The sequence below is a fragment of the Streptomyces cynarae genome, from assembly GCF_025642135.1.
Lineage (GTDB): Bacteria > Actinomycetota > Actinomycetes > Streptomycetales > Streptomycetaceae > Streptomyces > Streptomyces cynarae.
Map to the genome: position 1 here is coordinate 3940564 of NZ_CP106793.1, position 17372 is coordinate 3957935.

The following is a 17372-nucleotide window of genomic DNA, read 5'->3' on the forward strand; positions in this document are numbered from 1 at the left end:
GCTGAGCAGGTCCGCGATGGTCAGCTGTCTACGGCCGCGCCAAGTTCGCCGGAGCCGCGGGCGAGGTAGCGGGTTGCCAGTACGCGGTGACGGGCGGGTCCGCGCTCGCCGTCGAGGCGGTCGAACAACAGGGCCGCGGCCTCCCGGCCGATGGCGACGGGATCCTGGGCGATCACCGAGACGCCGGGTTCGAGCAGGTCGGCAAGGGGCAGATCGTCGAAGCCGACCAGCGCCACGTGGTACTGCAGCCGAAGTTCCTGCAGGGTCCGGCGGATGCCGACGGTCAGGAGGTTCTGGCCGGAGACGAGTGCGGTGGGCGGCTCGGGGAGGGCGAGGAGTTCGCGGGCGGCCTCCTGTGCTGCTTCCGCGCCGTGCAGGCCGCGTCGTACGAGGGAGGGGTGCAGGATGCACCCCTCCTCGGCCAGTCCCTCCACGAACCCGGCGTAGCGCTCTTCGGCGGTCCAGATCGCGGGGAGGTCACCGAGGAAGGCGATGCGGAGGTGACCTCCCGCCTGCAGTGCCTTCACCGCCGCGCGCACGCCCGCGCGGTTGTCCACCGTCACGGTGTCCACGTGCGGCACGGTCGTGGGTCGGTCCACGCAGACAACGGGTGTGCCACCGCGGCAAGCCGCGTCGATCTCGGTGTCGGTCTGTCCGGTGGGCACCACGATGAGGCCGTCGACCCGGCGCGCGGTGAAGGTCTTCAACAGACCCCGTTCCCGGACCGGGTCCTCGTCGGTGGACGCGGCCAGGACCAGCACGCCGCGGTCGGCGGCGGCATCCTCCACCGCGCGGTGCAGCGCGGCGGAGAAGGGGTTGGCCGCGTCCTCCAGGACCAGGCCGAGGGTGTGGGTACGGCGGTCGGCCCGGCGCAGGCTGCTGGCCGTCAGATCATGGCGGTAGCCGAGTAGTTCCGCGGCACGCGTCACCCGTTCCGCCAGGTCCGGTGTGACGCCGGGCTTGCCGTTGACGACCCGTGAGACAGTGGCGAGCCCCACCCCGGCCACAGTGGCGACGTCGCGCATGGTCGCCGACCGCCGGCCTGTGTCGTTCTGCGGGCTGGGCAACGTTTTCTCCCTCTGATCCACGCCATCGTGCAGCCGTTCTCATCCTGGCATCCCGTCCATTTCCCGTACAGAGTCTGGACATTGACGACACGGTGCCCGTACGTTTCGGCGAAACGTTTCCACACCCGCTGGAACCGCTCGGCGCCGCGCCTTCTCGACGGGCAGATGCGCCGGTGGACTTGGACGAGACCGCGGCAGACCCGCCCGCACCCGCACTCGACGCGGGTCAGTCCGCCCTACCGCTACGCCGAAGCTCGCACGCCTCCAAGGAGCGCCATGTCCAGAACCACTCGTCCGCGCCGCATACTCCTCGCCGCACTTGCCGTCCTGTCCGGGCTCGGCCTGGTCGCCGCCTCCCCGGCCATGGCCGACACCCTCTACCACGAGCAGTACCGGCCCCAGTTCCACTTCACCCCGGCCCAGAACTGGATGAACGACCCCAACGGCCTGATCTGGTACAAGGGCCAGTACCACCTGTTCTTCCAGTACAACCCGTCCGGCAACACCTGGGGCAACATGTCCTGGGGCCACGCCGTCAGCACCGACCTGGTCCACTGGAAGCAGCTCCCGGTGGCCGTCCCTCAGGACGAGAACGAGATGGTCTTCTCCGGCAGCGTGGTGCTCGACAAGAACAACACCAGCGGCCTCGGCACCAGTGAGAACCCGCCGCTGGTCGCCGTCTACACCAGCCTGGTGAAGTCCACCGGCGTCCAGAGGCAGTCCCTGGCGTACAGCACCGACGGCGGCACCACTTGGAAGAAGTACTCGGGCAACCCGGTTCTCGACCTCGACTCGGTCAACTTCCGCGACCCCAAGGTGTTCTGGTACGCCCCCACCCACAGCTGGCTGATGACCGTCGCCCTGTCCGACCAGCACAAGGTCTCGTTCTACTCTTCACCCGACCTGAAGCACTGGACCCGTCTGAGCGACTTCGGCCCGGCCGGCGCGACCGGCGGGGTGTGGGAGTGCCCGGACCTTTTCCCGCTGCCCGTGGACGGCGACCAGAAGAAGACCAAGTGGGTGCTGGTGGTCAACCTGAACCCCGGTGCCATCGCAGGTGGTTCCGGCGCCCAGTACTTCGTCGGCGACTTCGACGGCAAGAGATTCACCGCCGACGACTCCGGCCCCTACACCCCGCCCAGCGGCGCCGTGCTGCAGGATTTCGAGTCCGGCTCCTACGGCGACTGGTCCGCAACCGGCACCGCCTTCGGCACCGCGCCCGCCACCGGCACCCTGCCCGACCAGCAGGCCGTCTCCGGCTACCAGGGCACCGGCCTGGTCAACAGCTTCAACGGCGGCGACGGCTCCACCGGCACTCTCACCTCACCGGACTTCACCGTCAGCAAGCCCTACCTGAACTTCCTGGTCGGCGGCGGCGACCACCCCCACGTCGACGGCGCCGGCGCCGGATCGGCACCCCCCGGACAGGTCTTCGCCGACTTCTCCGGGGACACCTACGGCGACGGCTGGACCGCCACCGGCTCGTTCGCGAACTCCGGACCCACCACCGAGAGCCTCCCCGGCCAACTCGGACCCAAGACCCTCGACACCTACAGCCCCGATGGCGACCCCGGCACCGGCACCATCACCTCCCCCGCCTTCACCGTCACCAGCAAGTACATCGACCTCCAGACCGCCATGGGGTACCACCCCGACGACCTGCCGAACCCCACCGCCGTCAACCTCATCGTCGACGGCAAGGTGGTCGCCTCCGCGACCGGCTCCAACAGCCCCGACCTCAACTGGAACTCGTGGGACACCAGCGCCTACCTCGGCAAGAAGGCGCAGATCCAGGTCGTCGACCAGAACACCGGCTCCAGCGGCTGGGGCCACATCGCCGTCGGCGACATCGTCTTCTCCGACCAGCCCGCAGCCCCCCGCGACACCCAGACCGCCGTCAACCTCATCGTCGACGGCAAGGTCGTCCGTACCGCCACCGGCTCCAACAGCGAAACCCTCGACTGGGCCTCCTGGAACCTGAAGGACCTCGTCGGCAAGCAGGCCCGGATACAGATCGTCGACCACAACAGCGAAGGCTGGGGCCACATCCTCGCTGACGACTTCACTCCTGCCGACACGCCCGCGCTCAGCACCCTGCAGCGCGCCCACTGGCTCGACTACGGCGAGGACTTCTATGCGGCCAACACCTACAACGACGCCCCCGGCGGACGGCGCGTCATGGTCGCCTGGATGAACAACTGGAACTACGGGCAGGCCATCCCCACCAGCCCCTGGCGCAGCGCCGACACCTTCCCCCGTCAGCTCGCCCTGCGGACCGTGAACGGCAAGGCCCAGCTGGTCCAGCAGCCGATCAGCGAACTGAGCACCCTGCGCGGTACCGGCACGGCGGTCCCGGCCACCACAGTCACGAACGCCACCACCCCGCTCGGCGTCCACGGCAGCAGCCTCGAGCTCCAGGCCGAACTCACCCCGGGCAGCGCCGGCCGCTCCGGCCTCGACGTCCGCACCGGCGCCGGACAGCGGACCCGGATCGGCTACGACACCGGCACCGGCGAGGTCTACCTGGACCGCACCGCCTCCGGCGCGGTCGACTTCGACCCCACCTTCGCCGGCGTCCAACGGGCCCCGCTCGCGCTCGACGGCGGCCCCCTGCGCCTGCACGTCCTTGTCGACGCTTCGTCGGTCGAGGTCTACGCCGAGAACGCGCGGGGCGAACAGGTCGTCCTCACCGACCAGGTGTTCCCCGATCCGTCCAGCACCGGCGTCGACGTCTTCGCCGAGAACGGAACCGCCACTTTCACCCGCATGCGGGCCTGGCAACTGGCATCCATCTGGAAGTGACAGCCCCGGTGTGTTGCCCGGCGCATCGGGCCCGGGCAACACACCCCGGTTCGACACTGATGCGCTCGGTACTGCGGTACTGCCCGAGTACGTCCCGACATCTGCGCCAATCATTGAATGTCAGGAAATGCACGGGTTCTCATGTCGCAGGGGATGCGCGTTGCCGCTCTCCGGCCGAGGCGCCGTGGTCACCTCCAAGCGCGTCACAACCGCCCAGCACGCTCGACGGCGCCGGGCCGGGCGTAGTGCCCGGCTCGGCTCTGGGCGGTTTCGCCCCGCGTCCACTGCCAGTCGGCGGTGGCCGTCCGGGGAGAAGCCGTAACGTGCCCGGCCACGCGCGTCCATGGAGACGGCGGCCGACGTGGTCGGTTCGGCGGCGTGGGCGGAGACCGTCGGCTCGGCTCCCGTTGGCGGCGGCGTGGGGCGCGGCATCAGGCCGAAGGTGTTGTCGGACGGCCGCGCCATGAGTGCTGCGCGGTGCCCCAGCCACGTCATGAGCGCCTTGCGGTGTCCCAGCCGGGCGGGACCGACGGCGGCGTTGCAGGGGCTGCGGCCGGGCCGGGCGCGCTGGTCGCCGGGCGCCTCGAGCCGGACCACGTCGATGAGGGCCTCGCCGATCACGGTCTGAGGGAAGCCTGCCCCGTTGCCTGCGTCGGTTCAGTCACGGCGGTGGCCTTTGGCGGGGATCTCGCCGGAGCCCCGCTCGATCAGCCGGGTCGGCACGGTGACGGTACGGGTGGGTGACTGGTCGCCGTCCAGCCTGGCGAAGAGGATCTCGGCCGCGATGCTGCCCACCTGCTCGATGTCCTGGGCGACGACGGAGATCCCCGGGCTGAGGATGTCGGCGAGGGGGAAGTCGTCGAAGCCGACGTGGGCGACGGTGTCCTGCAGGCCGAGGGCGCGCAGCGCGCGGACGGCCCCTATGGTGACCAGGTTCTGACTGGTGAACAGGGCCGTGGGCGGCTCCGGCAGCGACAGGACCTGCTCGGTCGCGGCGACAGCGGCCTCCTCGCTGGCGCCGACGTGGCGGACGATCTCGTCGTCGTAGTCGATGTGTGCGAGTTCCAGGGCATGCCGGTAGCCGTCGAATCGCTGGGCGGCGGTGGAGATCGACGCCCGGTCGCCGAGGTAGGCGATCCGGCGGTGGCCGGCCTTCAACAGGTGGTCGACGGCGGAGATGGCGCCCTTCCGGTTGTCGGAGACGACGGCGTCCGCGTCGAGCAGGCTGGGCTCGCGGTCGACGAAGACCATGCAGGTGCCTGAGCGCTGCTCGCTGATCAGGTAGCTGTGGTCGCGTCCCGCGGGGACGATCACCAGCCCGTCGACCCGCCGGTCGATGAGCGCCTGGGCGAGCTCGCGTTCCCGCTCGGCGTTCTCGTCCAGACTGCCGACCAGCACCAGGACTCCACGTTCCCGGGCCACGTTCTCGACGGTGCGGGTCAGGGCGGCCGAGAAGGGGTTCGCGGCGTCCTCGACGAGCATGCCGATCATCGAGGTCCTGCCGTCCCCGCGGCGCAGGCTGCTGGCGGTCAGGTTGGGTCGGTAGCCCAGTTTGTCGGCCGCCTCGCGGACCCTGGCGACGATCAGCGGATCGACGGTGGGGACTCCGTTGACCACGCGCGAAACCGTCTTGATGGCCACGCCGGCCAGCGCTGCCACCTCACGCATGGTGGGCCGGCTGCGGGGGGACCGTGGCGGCGGCTCGCCTTGAGTCATCGTTGTCTCCAACCGGTTGCGCGTTACCGACTCGTTGCGCGGCCATGTCTATCAGCGTCTTGACGCGCTCGTCCATACGGGCCCAGTATCCCGGTCAGTCAACGTTGTCTCAGCGTCGGCCAAGGACGGCTCCGAAAGGGATCGAGCTATGAACACCTCCACCAGCCAGGCGTCGAGCCGCCGCAGTCGGCGCACCCGGGCGGCAGCGATCGGCATCACCGTGTGCCTCGGCGCCACGCTCGCGGCCTGCGGCTCCTCCAACGGAAGCGCCTCTTCGTCCGCGTCGGGCGGCAGCGGGAAGGTGGGCGTCTCACTGATCCTGAAGACCCTCAGCAACCCGTACTTCGTGAGCATGGAGAAGGACGCCAAGACCCAGGCCGGCAAGGACAACGTGAGCCTCACGGTGGCGGCGGGCAACTCCGACGGCGACACCCAGACCCAGATAACCGCCATCGACAACGCCATCTCGCGCGGCGACAAGGGCATCCTGATCACCACCAACGGTGACGCGGTGAACGCCGCGCTGAACCGCGCCAAGCAGGCCGGCCTGTTCGTGATCGCCCTGGACACCGCGCCCAACCCGCCCAGCACCGCGGACATCACCTACGCCACCGACAACGAGCAGGCGGGCAAGCTCATCGGTCAGTACGCCGCCGCCGCCCTGAACGGCAAGCCCGCGGTCATCGCCATGCTCGACCTGTTCAACAACCAGGTCGTCTCCGTCGACATCAACCGCGACCACGGCTTCCTGGAGGGCATGGGAATCGACCCGGGCAGCAAGACCGAGAACGGCAAGGAAGCCAAGAGCGGCAAGTACACCGGCGGCAAGGGCGGCACGTACACGATCGCCTGCCACCAGCCCACCCAGGGCGCCATCGACGGCGGACGCACCGCGATGGAGAACTGCCTGTCGGCCAACCCGAACATCAACGTCGTCTACGCGATCAACGAGCCCGCCGGCGAGGGCGCGTACAACGCGCTGAAGGCCGCCGGCAAGGAGAAGAACGTCGCGGTCTACGCGATCGACGGCAGCTGCTCCGGCCTGAAGAACGTCACCAGCGGCGAGTTCGCCGCCGACGCCGTGCAGTACCCGGGCAAGATGGCCGCGCTCGGCGTCAGCTCGATCGCCAAGCTGGCCCGCGGCGGCAGCAAGCCCAGCGTGACCAACGGCAAGTCGTTCTACGACACCGGCACCGCGCTCGTCGCCGCCAAGTCCCTCGACGGCCTCACCGTCCAGTCCCCGTCGCAGGCCGCTTCCGCCTGCTGGGGCAGCTGACCCGGTCCGAGCCGGGTGCGCCGCCGGTGGGTCCACACCGGCGGCGCACCCACACCGCACGAGCCCATGAGCCTTTACGAGGGAATGAACCGGAAGGACACCCCGTGACCACTCACGTGGACAGTGAAGCCACACCGGCGCCGTTGGAGGAGTTCCTCAACCGGCCCGCCACCCTGACCCAGCGCATCCACTCGGTACTGCACCGCCAGCCCGCACTGAGCCCGGCGATCGTCCTGGTGCTCGCCGCCGTGGTGTTCTCCCTGGTCAACGAACGCTTCTACGCGTTGCAGAACCTGTCGCTGATCGCCCAGCAGGTCGCTGTCATCGGCTCCCTCGCCGTCGGCCAGACGGTCATCATCCTCACCGCGGGCATCGACCTGTCCATCGGCGCGGTCATGGTGCTCGCCTCGCTGCTGATGTCCAAGCTGGTCGCCGACAACCACCTGCCGGGCGCGGTCGCGCTGCTGGCGGGGGCGGCCGTCGCCATCGCGGCTCAGGCCGTCAACGGGTTGCTGGTCACCAAGATCAAGCTGCCGCCCTTCATCGTCACCCTCGGCACCCTCAGTGTCTTCACCGCCATCACCCTCATCTACGCCAAGGGCCAGACCGTCGCCCTGCAGCCGGGCAACATCCTCATGTGGACCGCCAACACGGTCTCCGTCGGCCAGCTGAACCTGACCAACGGCGTCCTGCTCATGATCGCCCTGTACGCGGTGGTGGGCTACGCACTGCGCTACACCGCCTGGGGCAGGCACCTGTACGCGGTGGGCGACGACATCGAGGCCGCCCGCCTGGCCGGCATCTCCGTCAACCGGGTGCTGCTGAGCGCCTACATGGTCGGCGGTTTCGCCATCGCCGTGGGCGCCTGGATCCTGGTCGGCCGGGTCGGCGGCGGCGACCCCAACAGCGGCCTCAACGCCAACCTGCAGTCCATCACCGCCGTCGTCATCGGCGGCACCAGCCTGTTCGGCGGACGCGGTGTGGTGGTCGGCTCGCTGATCGGCGCGCTCATCGTCCAGGTCTTCGTCAACGGCCTCGCCCTGGCCGGTATCGACCCCAACTACCAAGTACTCGCGGTCGGCATCCTGGTGATCGCGGCTGTCTCCGTCGACCAGTGGATCCGGAAGGTGAAGTCGTGACCCAGAGCGCACCCGTCCTCGAGGCCAGGGGCCTGGTCAAGCTCTTCGGCAAGGTCGTCGGCCTGAACAACGTCGACCTCACCCTCTACACCGGCGAGGTCCTCGCCGTCATCGGCGACAACGGCGCCGGCAAGTCCACGCTGATCAAGACGCTCTCCGGGGCGCTGGTCCCGGACCAGGGCAGCATTCTCGTGGACGGCAAGGAGGTCCACTTCAAGCGGCCGCAGGACGCCAGGGAGGCCGGCATCGAGACGGTCTACCAGACCCTGGCCGTCGCCCCGGCGCTGGACATCGCCAGCAACCTGTTCCTCGCCCGGGAGATACGCCGCAAGGGCCCGCTCGGCTCGGTGTTCCGGATGCTCGACACCGGCGAGATGAAGCGTCAGGCGTCCGAGCACATCAAGCGGCTGGGCATCAGCACACTGCAGAACATCAACCAGGCCGTGGAGACGCTCTCCGGCGGCCAGCGCCAGTCGGTGGCCGTGGCCCGGGCGGGCGCCTTCGGCGGCCGCGTCGTCATCCTCGACGAACCGACCGCCGCCCTCGGCGTCCGCGAGACCGGTCAGGTGCTGCGCCTGGTGCGCGACCTGCGGGACCAGGGCCTGGGCGTCATCCTGATCAGTCACAACATGCCCAACGTCTTCGAGGTCGCCGACCGCATCCACATTCAGCGTCTCGGCGCCTGCGCCGGGGTCATCACCCCGCAGTCGCACTCCATGGAGGACGCGGTCGCCATCATGACGGGGGCGAAGAAGCTCGCCCCGGAAGCCGGTTGAGGGGAAGGGGCGGGATGGCCGCCGAGTACCGGATCGCCGAAGGCAGCCTCGGCGGCGAACCCACCGTGACCGTCTCCGCACCGGACGGCTCCGTGTTCGCCGTCCTCGCCCTGCGCGGGGCGACGCTTCTGAGCTGGCAGGTCAGGAGCGGAGCGGCCGGGCAGCCGAAGGAGCTGACGGACGGCTACCGCGACGAGGCCGAACTGCTGTCGCAGGACGGCGTACGGGCGGGCCTGCTCGCCCCGTTCCCCAACCGCGTGGCCGACGGCCGCTACCGCTGGAGCGGCCGCGACCACGACCTGCTGCCCGGCCGGCTCGGGGACCGCACGATCTACCACGGTTTCGCCCGGGAGACGCCGTTCGAACTCGCCGGTGCCACCGCGACGTCCGACTCCGCGCACCTGCTGCTGCGCACCGGGCGCATCGGACCGGACCGGTACCCCGGCTACCCGTTCGCCCTGGACCTCGAGGTGGAGTACACAGTCACCGGCCACGAGCTCGGCATCGGCATCCGGGCCACGAACGTGGGCGACACCACCGCCCCGTACGCGGCGGGCTGGCACCCCTACTTCACCCTCTCCCGGCCCATCGACGACCTGGTCCTGCACATCCCCGCGCACACCTTGATCCGCACGGACGCCTCCCTCATCCCCCTGCGCGGCGGGGACGCCCTGCTGCCCCTGGACCGCTGCCCCGACATGGACTTCCGTACGCCGAGACGGCTGGGCGACGCCGTCATCGACGCCTGCTACGCGGACCTGTGCCCCGGTCCCGGCGGCCGGGGCCAGACAGTACTGAGCGATCCGGCGACCGGTGAGGAACTGAGAGTGTGGCAGTACGGCGGGTACATGCACGTGTTCACCGGAGACACCCTGGCACGTGACCGGCGTGCCTCCATCGCGCTGGAACCGGTCGAGACGATGACCAACGCCTTCAACCGCCCGGAACACACCACCCTGCTGTCCCTGGAACCCGGCCGGCAACGGGAATTCCGCTTCGGCGTCACCTACGTGTCCCCCGAGCACTGAGCTCCCCGTTTCACCCGTCCGCGAGCGGGTGTGGGGCGGTTTCCCGCCGCGGACCGCAGCTGATGCTCTGGGAGTTGCCTGCCGTGCCGGAGCACACCCCTCGGGAGTTCATCATCATCCCCACCCGGCTGATCGTCCGGGGCTCGGGCGAGTGCCCCGCCCCTGCGCTGCGGGAGGCATGACCCTACCGGCGGGGGCGGAGGAGGCTCATGGGCGCGCCCTCGGCCCGGACTGTGCCGGAGCCGTGCCCGAGAGGCGTGCTGTGGAGCCGTGCCCGAGAAGCGTGCCCGAGCCGGGCCCGAACTCAGCCGGTGAAGAACCGCTTGTCGAGCGCGATGGCCAGCAGCCGGTCCATGCTCAGCGCCGGCTGCGGTCGCGTCACCGGAGCGCTCTCCGCGTACGAGTTGACCTCCCGCACCGCCACCCGGCGACCGTCCTGCCGCAGCGTGTCGACCAGCCACACCGCGGCCGAACCGCCCTTCTCCGACTGGCCCTTGACCTTCTTCACCTTGGTGCCGTCGGCCAGGGTGGTGGCCTCGCACTCACCGGAGACATCGGCGCACCCCATGTGCCCGGCCAGGGCTGCGGCCTGGTCGTACTGCACGTCGACCTCCACCATGTTCTTCCCGTGGCCGTCGTCGTAGACCAGCTGGACCAGCGCCTCATCGGCGTTCACGTCGGACACGGTCCCGCCCCGGGGCAGGTGTGACTTCAGCACCTCGGTCAAGCGCGCGCCCGGCACCCGCTTGTCGCCGGCGGAGGGAGTCGCGGAGGGGGCCTCCTCCGGGGCCGGCAGCGCGGCGATCGCCTTGTCCCAGGCCGGGCTGCGCACGATGGAGGTCAGCTGGGCGATCGACAGCAGGGGGTCGGCTCCGGAGGCCGAGCCCTTCTCACCGCCACCGCCGAACTCCTGCACCGTCAGCTGCGCCCCGTCGCGGGTGGTGAGCACCACGTACCAGCGCTTCTGCCCGGTGTCGCTGTTGGGGTAGGTGAACGACTCCGTGGTGTTGAGCACCGCGCCGCCCGGGAGCTTCCGGGTGGTGCACTTGTCGTACGGGCGCACCTCCACCGGAAGGCAGCCGCCCTCGCCCTGCCGGCCGTCGGCTGCGCCGGCATCCAGCCGCGCGACGGCGATGTCGATGCCGGAGGACCCGTTCGCGGTGGAGTAGGTGAGCTTGGCGGCCGGCCAGACGACGGGGCCGCCCCCGTCGGAACCCCTGCCTGAGGCTGCGGAGACGGTGCCGCCGGGCGGCAGCAGGCTCTTCAGCGTGCGAACCATCTCCTCCGCGCTGATGGACGACGGTGTTCGGGAGGGCGACTGCTCGGTGGAGTGCACGGGCCCGCCGGGCCTCAACTGCTCGGGCGCGCCACCGCCCCCGCTGCCGAAGGCGTCCGTGACCATCAGGGTGCCGCCCGCGGCGACCACCGCGAAGGCGGCCGCGGCGGCGGCGACCTGGGTGGCGCGGATCAGCCGCATCCGCCGGCCCCGGGCGATGGAACGCCGCACCAGGTCGGCGGAGTGGGGCGGGAACTCACTGGTGGCGCGGCTCATGGCGCGGGTCAGCCGCTCCTCGAAGTCCTCGTTGGGTGACATGGGAGTCTCCGTTCGTCTGGGGCGTCGGTCGGACCCGGGGCGGGACGGGGAGTGCGCGCCGCGCCGCCAGTCCGTGCTGGTCATGCGGCCAGGTCGGCCAACTGGTCGCCGAGCAGGGCGCGCAGCCGCTGCAGGGCGCGCATGCTCTGGGCACGCACGGCTCCCGACGACAGTTGGAGCACCTGTGCGGTCTCCTCCACCGAGCGGTCCTCCCAGTAGCGGAGCACCAGCACGGCACGGTCCTTGGCGGTCATCCGGGCCAAGCCGTCCAGGAGGGCCATGCGCAGCTCCGCGTCCTGTGCCGGGCCGGCCGCGTCGGGCAGCCGGTCGCTGGGGCGCTCGGTGGAGCTGCGGCGGCGGCGCTGGGAGAGGAAGGTCCGCACGAGCACGGTGTCGGCGTAGGCCACCGGGGAGTCCACCCGGCTGATCCGCCGCCAGGAGCGGTACATCTTGGCGAGGGTCTCCTGAACCAGGTCCTCGGCGAGGTGCCAGTCGCCCGTGAGCAGGCAGGCGGTCCGGAACAGAGGCCCGCTGCGAGCGGCTGCGAACTCCAGGTAGTCCGCGGGTGCTTCCCTCACCGTGTGTCCTTTCGTGGTCGGACGTCACCTCTTACACGCGGTGGGGGTGGTGGTGCGTTACGGACCTGGACGTTATTCGAGGGCGCGGTTGCGCGAGGGCCGTGCCAGGTCGCGTGGGACCGGAGGGGGACCTTGCGGAGACTCAGGGTGCGCGGGGGGGGCGCACCCCCGCCGCCGGGATCGCGACGGAGGTGGGCGGCCCCCAGCGCTCGGCCGTGACGGCCGGTCTCACTGCTCAAGCGGGTGTCTTCAAGGTGACGTGCTGGTGGGCCGGCTGAGACGCACGGTCCTCGTCACTGGCCCACCCTTCCGTCGACGCACTCGCGCAGCAGATCGGCGTGCCCGCAGTGCCGGGCGTACTCCTCGATCCTGTGCACCATCAGCTCCCGGACCGCGATCCTGTCCTTGCCCAGACGCTCGCCCAGGTCCGGGTGCTCGGCCAGCGCGGCGTCGGTCGCGGCCTGCTCACGCTCCAGATCGGCGTAGGAAGCGTCGACCACGGCCTGCTCGGCGACAGCTCCGTCGAAGTCCGCGTCACGCTCGCCGTACAGCTTCGGCAGCGGGTCACCGTCGCTGATCCAGTTGCGCCAGTCCCGTTCCACCTCGGCGAGGTGCCGAACCAGGCCGAGCAGCGACATCGTCGACGGCGGAACCGAGCGGCGGGCCAGTTGCTCCGCATCCAGGCCCTCGCACTTCATCCGCAGGGTCATGCGGTAATTCGCCAGGAAGTCCTGCAGCGTCGCAAGCTCGCCGTCCGGACTGGGGCCTTCGCTGTTGCGGGGGTCGTCGTCCGGATCGATCCACATGTCGGGGTAGACGGTTGCCTGGGTCCATCGCGCGGGTTGGTCAGTCATGCGTCGCATGCTCGTCGGTGACGGCCCGGGTTCGCTACCGAGTTCTCGCTCGAGGTGACGTCACGATGACGTCAGGACGAGACGCCGGTCACGCATCAGCCCATGGACTTGGCGCCGTCCAGGCACTCCCGGATGATGTCGGCGTGGCCGGAGTGCTGGGCGGTCTCCGAGATGATGTGCAGCAGCACCCGGCGGGCCGACCACCGCTCGTCGGGCCGGGGCCACGGCGTTTCGGGCAGCGGCTGGGTGGCGTCGAGATCGGGCAGGCCGGCGACCAGCTCGTCGGTCCGGCGTGCCGCCTCCTCGTAGTCGGCCAGCACACCCGCTAGCGTCTCACCGGGCAGCATCCGGAACTCGTCGGCCCGGCGCGCCCAGTCGGCCTCGGTCATGGCGGTGAAGTCACCTACGGCACAGGGGCCGTCCAGGATGAAGGCGGTCCAGGTCCGCTCGACCGATGTGACGTGCTTGACCAGGCCGCCCAGGCACAGCTCGCTGACGGTGGTGCGCCGCCCGGCCTGCTCGTCGGTGAGGTCGCGTGTGGTGAGGCGCAGCAGGTCCCGGTGCTTGGTGAGGACCGCCAACAGGTCGGCGCGCTCGCCGGTGACTTGCGGCGCGTGGGCCTGGTCGGGGGTGGTCGGCTCGTCAAAAGCCATGGTGTCCGCCTTCCTGGGAGTCCAGTGAGCATGGAGCTTGGCGCTGCGTGCGCCGGGGCGACGGTAGGCGCGATAGAGGTCTGATCCTGACCTGAACGCCTGTCCTGAATGCCGGAGAGCCGCCGAGGACCACGCGGCTTCTGGCGCCGCCGAGCGAGTCGCACACCCGACGCGGGCGGCGAGTCCGGACACGCCCACGCCTTCGAGCCGACGCGCTCCCGGCTGGGACGACGGCCATAATCGGGGGCGTGCCCACCCCCGACTGCCCCTGTTGAGACCGCGTGAAGCTCGCTGAACCGCATCGACGGCTGCTGGCCGACGTTCTCGCCGTCGGTGCGCCTTACGCCCTGGCGCTCGCCGGTGGGGACGCAGTGCGGGCACATGGGTTGGTGGACCGGCCCAGCCGCGACGTGGACGTCGCCACGGAGAGCGCCGCTCCGATGGAGGAGATCACCTCCGCCGTCAGGGCCGGTCTGGAGGAGCGGGGCTGGGCCGTGCGCCCGCTGGGGACGGACCCCCTTGCCGCGCGGCTCGGCGTCACCGAGCCGGCCACCGGTGAGGAGTGCGAGCTGCAGGTGCTGAAGGAAGCGCTCTGGCATCCGCCGGTCGTCACCGAGCTCGGCCTGACCGTCTCCCTCGAAGACGTCGTCGGCATGAAGGTGCGGGCACTTGCCGACCGCGGTTTCGCCCGCGACCTCATCGACGTTCACGCCGCCTCCGACCGCTTCAGTCACCCCGAACTCGAGGAACTGGCCCGCCGCCATGCCGGTGGCACCTTCGACCTCACCGATCTGCAGGCCCGCCTGACCGGCGCGGAGTGGCTCGACGACTCGCAGTTCGCCGCCTACGGCCTCGACGAGACCGCGATCAACGAACTCCACCGCTGGGCCCAGCAATGGGCGGACGACATCGCGGAGCGGCTGGTGGAGGGGGAGCCGCCCGAGGAGGAGTGACGCGGCCCCGACCTCATTCAGGGCGGGTGATGGTGAACATGTAGCAGCCCCAGGCGACATTGCGGCTGTGGATCTGCACGACGTCCGGCTCGGCGAGCAGTTCAGCGATCACCTTTTCGGGGTGCCGGCCGTCGTGCACGATGGTCGCGTCGTGGATCCATCCGCGCTCGTCGTACGCCCGCAGCACCTGCGGGCGTCCGCGCCAATCCGGCGGGTAGCCGGTGACGTCGGCCGGGCCCGCGCAGGGTTCGGCATGGGCGAGTACGGCCCCGATCTCGCGGTAGGGACTGGCCGGAAGCGGCGGCTGGTGCCCGAAGAGCAGCAGCTTCTCACCGGGCCTTGCGTCGCGCAGACAGCATCGGAGCGGCTCGCCGCCCTCAGCGGTGATGCGCTCGACGGGATGACCCGAGGCGTCGACGCCGCCGGCGCGGACGTTGTCCAATGCCTCAGCGGGAATCGGATGGATGCGGAATGCCGCGGACGATGTCACAGTCACCCGTCCAGACTCTCGGTTCCGTGCGCTTCACGCTGGCTGGTATCCGACATGGCGTTCGCCGGCACCGAGCAAGGCGGGAACCGACTGGGCGGCGTCCCCACCCCCCTACGCCATCCACGTCCGCGACTCCAAGCGCACCGCAGGCCTCACCGTCCCCCGGGACTCCTGGGCCGGCTTCCTCGCACTCGCGCGTCGGGGCTGACCTCGGGCTCCGGCACGGGCGTGGGCCGGCGGCGGGTCGTCGCCAGGGTCAGCGTGACCGTCAGGGAGGCCGCCGCCATCACCGTCATCGCCGGGCCCGGTGACGTCAGTTGAGCCACCGTACCGGCCAGCGTCGCGCTCACCCCCTGCATCGTGAGCATGCCCGCCGAGTGCAGTCCGAGGGCGTGGCCGCTCAAATCCGGTGGGGTCAGGGTCATCAGGCGCTCCTGCTGGATCAGGCTCGCGGCGAAGCCGACCGACGCCAGGGCCGCGCAGGCCGCCGCCACCGGCGCCGAGGGGTGCAGGGCGAACAGCAGGTACGGGGTCGCGAGGAGCAGCAGGAACGGGATGCCGAGGCGGCGGCGCAGTGCGGGCGGGAGCAGGCGTCCCGTCGTCACGTCACCGACGAACATGCCGAACGCCGCGCACGCGAACAGAGCGCCCGCGTGCTCCGGTGCGTAGGAGACGTAGAGCGATTCGCAGCCCACGACCAGGCCGTTCGGGATCCACAGCAGGAGGTAGGTCGTACGCCGCTCCGGTGACGACCACAGCAGCGCGTTCGTGCGCCAGGTCTGCGCGACGGAGGGGCGGCCGGAGCTGCGCGGCGCGCGGCGGGTCAGGCCGAAGCGGGCCGTCGCAGCCGCCGCCAGGTACAGCGCGGACGCCGTCAGCAGCGTCGTCCGCGGGGACAGCACCGCCAGCAGGAGGCCGCCCGTCGCGTAACCGGTGATCTGCATCAGGCCGTTCACCACGTTGAAGGCCGAACGGCCCAGTAGGTAGCCGTCCTTGGACAGGATCTCGTTGAGCAGGCCCCAGCGGACGCCGCCGCCGAGCGACTGGATCAGGCCGAGGAGGAGGACCAGCGCGAAGATCGCCCCCATCGGCAGGCCGGGCGCCGCCATCGCCGCCGTGCCGACCGCGAAGGCGCTCGCGATGCCCGCGGTCGTCGCGCGCGGGGCAGCCGGTCGGCCGCCGACAGCAGGGTCGTCGCGCCCACGACCTGGGCGAGTTGCGGGCCGAACATGCTCACCGCGGACAGCAGGGGCGAGTCGGTGGCCCGGTAGACCAGCGTGCCGAGCGCCAGGCCGCCGAGCGTCGAGGCGGCCGTCTGGAAGGCGGAGGACAGGAACAGCGGGGTGAACTCCCGTGTGCGGAAGAGGTCGGCGTAGCTGCGCATGCGGGGAGTGTGGGCAGGAGGTCGCGGGTGGTCGTTATTGTTTCGCGTACGTGCGAAACGTCCGTCGACCCCGAGTGCGAAGGCGCCCATGGGCCTCTGGTACGTCAGCGCCGACACCCTCGCCGGCAGCCGGTTCCTGCTCTCGCCGCTCGCCGAGGTGTTCGCCGCTCTGAAGCTGCTGCACGCCGGTACCGCCTCCCACCCCGGGGAACGCGCCTGGCTGGACGCCCACCTCCCCGCGTACCGGGCGCGGCTGGCCGCCGACCCCGTCACCGGGCTGCTCGTCCGCAGCGGGCTAGGCGCGGAGTGGATCGCCGACTTCCTCACGCCCACGCCCAGGGACGGGGAGACCTTCGAGGAGGGCGTGGGCCGCGTCCGCTCCGCCTCCCCCGCCGACGCCCGGGCCCACCTGACCGTGTCCCTGCGCGGACCGCTCCCCGCCGCCCTCGATCGCGACGACCTGCCCGAACGCGCGGCCGACCTGCTCACCTACGTGTGGACGCAGACCGTACGGCCGTACTGGGACCGGCGGCGGCGCGTCCTGGAGGCGGATGTCGTCGCCCGGACCGCGCAGCTGAGCCGGGGCGGCTGGGCGGCCGCGCTGGACACCCTGCTGCCGGGCCGGACCCGCTGGCTCGGCGGGAACCGGCTCCAGGTCAACCTCCACGAGTACCCGCCGCGCGAGATCTCCGGGGCCCAGCTCCTCTTCGTCCCCGTCACCCCGCAGCGGGCCGGCTGGGTGTCCTGGGAGGAACCCGACCGGTACGCCCTCGTCTATCCGTGCGCCGGCGTGCTGGCCGACGGGACGCGCACGGTGGTCCCGGACAGTCTCGGCGCGCTGCTCGGGCCCGCCCGTGCCCGGGTGCTCGTGCTGCTGGACTCCCCGATGAGCACCAGCCAGTTGGTCGCCGTGACCGGGCAGGGGCTCGGCTCGGTCGGGCGCCACCTCAAAGTGCTGCTGGACGGGCGGCTGGTGGAGCGGCGGCGTGCAGGACGGTCGGTGCTGTATTCGCGTACGGCCGCCGGTGAGGTGCTCGTCACAGCGCAGCGGGCGTGACGGGT

Annotated in this window: 16 protein-coding genes and 1 pseudogene; 8 read left to right on the top strand and 9 right to left on the bottom strand. The window is 70.9% G+C overall.

What is annotated here, in order from left to right; all coding sequences use genetic code 11:
* Window positions 1-20 precede the first annotated feature (20 nt).
* Window positions 21-1067 (bottom strand): LacI family DNA-binding transcriptional regulator, encoded by a 1047-nt coding sequence (locus N8I84_RS18055; protein WP_263230499.1) that lies wholly within the window; start codon window positions 1065-1067, stop codon window positions 21-23.
* A 276-nt stretch (window positions 1068-1343) separates the two neighbouring features.
* Between N8I84_RS18055 and N8I84_RS18060 the strand changes: the two genes are divergently transcribed.
* Window positions 1344-3869, top strand: a complete 2526-nt coding sequence (locus N8I84_RS18060; protein WP_263230500.1) for a GH32 C-terminal domain-containing protein — start codon at window positions 1344-1346, stop codon at window positions 3867-3869.
* Between the two features lie 120 nt (window positions 3870-3989).
* Here the strand turns inward: N8I84_RS18060 and N8I84_RS18065 are convergent, their stop codons facing one another.
* Both N8I84_RS18065 and N8I84_RS18070 read right to left on the bottom strand, forming a co-directional pair.
* Entirely contained in the window at window positions 3990-4490 is a 501-nt protein-coding gene (locus N8I84_RS18065; RefSeq protein WP_263230501.1) for a carbohydrate kinase family protein, read from the bottom strand.
* A gap of 36 nt (window positions 4491-4526) precedes the next feature.
* Entirely contained in the window at window positions 4527-5585 is a 1059-nt protein-coding gene (locus tag N8I84_RS18070; RefSeq protein ID WP_263230502.1) for a LacI family DNA-binding transcriptional regulator, read from the bottom strand.
* A 148-nt stretch (window positions 5586-5733) separates the two neighbouring features.
* On the opposite strand from N8I84_RS18070, the gene N8I84_RS18075 reads away from it, so the two are divergent.
* The 4 genes from N8I84_RS18075 (at window position 5734) to N8I84_RS18090 (ending at window position 9804) form a co-directional block, all read left to right on the top strand.
* The gene (locus tag N8I84_RS18075) at window positions 5734-6861 is read left to right on the top strand and encodes a substrate-binding domain-containing protein (RefSeq protein WP_263230503.1); all 1128 of its coding nucleotides are present in this window, start codon (window positions 5734-5736) and stop codon (window positions 6859-6861) included.
* A gap of 104 nt (window positions 6862-6965) precedes the next feature.
* Window positions 6966-8000 carry an ABC transporter permease gene (locus N8I84_RS18080; protein WP_263230504.1) on the top strand — a complete coding sequence of 345 codons (1035 nt, stop codon included), beginning with the start codon at window positions 6966-6968 and terminating at the stop codon, window positions 7998-8000.
* Window positions 7997-8776, top strand: a complete 780-nt coding sequence (locus N8I84_RS18085; protein WP_263230505.1) for an ATP-binding cassette domain-containing protein — start codon at window positions 7997-7999, stop codon at window positions 8774-8776. Before N8I84_RS18080 ends, N8I84_RS18085 begins: the two co-directional genes overlap by 4 nt.
* Window positions 8777-8790: 14 nt before the next feature.
* Complete coding sequence (locus N8I84_RS18090; RefSeq protein WP_263230506.1) at window positions 8791-9804, top strand: aldose 1-epimerase; 1014 nt, start codon at window positions 8791-8793, stop codon at window positions 9802-9804.
* 304 nt (window positions 9805-10108) lie between these two features.
* On the opposite strand, the gene N8I84_RS18095 is transcribed toward N8I84_RS18090, so the two are convergent.
* The 4 genes from N8I84_RS18095 to N8I84_RS18110 form a co-directional block, all read right to left on the bottom strand.
* Window positions 10109-11398, bottom strand: coding sequence for a hypothetical protein (locus tag N8I84_RS18095; RefSeq protein WP_263230507.1), 1290 nt, complete (start codon window positions 11396-11398; stop codon window positions 10109-10111).
* A gap of 80 nt (window positions 11399-11478) precedes the next feature.
* Window positions 11479-11976 carry a SigE family RNA polymerase sigma factor gene (locus N8I84_RS18100; RefSeq protein ID WP_263230508.1) on the bottom strand — a complete coding sequence of 166 codons (498 nt, stop codon included), beginning with the start codon at window positions 11974-11976 and terminating at the stop codon, window positions 11479-11481.
* Between the two features lie 293 nt (window positions 11977-12269).
* Window positions 12270-12839 carry a DinB family protein gene (locus N8I84_RS18105; RefSeq protein WP_263230509.1) on the bottom strand — a complete coding sequence of 190 codons (570 nt, stop codon included), beginning with the start codon at window positions 12837-12839 and terminating at the stop codon, window positions 12270-12272.
* An 86-nt stretch (window positions 12840-12925) separates the two neighbouring features.
* Window positions 12926-13483, bottom strand: a complete 558-nt coding sequence (locus N8I84_RS18110) for a DinB family protein (protein WP_263230510.1) — start codon at window positions 13481-13483, stop codon at window positions 12926-12928.
* 281 nt (window positions 13484-13764) lie between these two features.
* Here N8I84_RS18110 and N8I84_RS18115 point away from each other — a divergent pair, with 281 nt between their 5' ends.
* Window positions 13765-14436 (top strand): nucleotidyl transferase AbiEii/AbiGii toxin family protein, encoded by a 672-nt coding sequence (locus N8I84_RS18115; RefSeq protein WP_263230511.1) that lies wholly within the window; start codon window positions 13765-13767, stop codon window positions 14434-14436.
* A gap of 13 nt (window positions 14437-14449) precedes the next feature.
* Here N8I84_RS18115 and N8I84_RS18120 read toward each other — a convergent pair whose 3' ends face one another.
* Window positions 14450-14878, bottom strand: a complete 429-nt coding sequence (locus N8I84_RS18120) for a DUF1203 domain-containing protein (protein ID WP_263230512.1) — start codon at window positions 14876-14878, stop codon at window positions 14450-14452.
* A gap of 22 nt (window positions 14879-14900) precedes the next feature.
* Between N8I84_RS18120 and N8I84_RS18125 the strand changes: the two genes are divergently transcribed.
* Window positions 14901-15134 carry a DUF397 domain-containing protein gene (locus N8I84_RS18125; RefSeq protein ID WP_263230513.1) on the top strand — a complete coding sequence of 78 codons (234 nt, stop codon included), beginning with the start codon at window positions 14901-14903 and terminating at the stop codon, window positions 15132-15134.
* Here N8I84_RS18125 and N8I84_RS18130 read toward each other — a convergent pair.
* Window positions 15079-16310: pseudogene (locus tag N8I84_RS18130) on the bottom strand (MFS transporter). The gene N8I84_RS18125 and the pseudogene N8I84_RS18130 overlap by 56 nt on opposite strands.
* Before the next feature lie 88 nt (window positions 16311-16398).
* Here N8I84_RS18130 and N8I84_RS18135 point away from each other — a divergent pair.
* Window positions 16399-17367, top strand: coding sequence for an ArsR/SmtB family transcription factor (locus N8I84_RS18135; protein WP_263230514.1), 969 nt, complete (start codon window positions 16399-16401; stop codon window positions 17365-17367).
* Window positions 17368-17372: the final 5 nt, after the last annotated feature.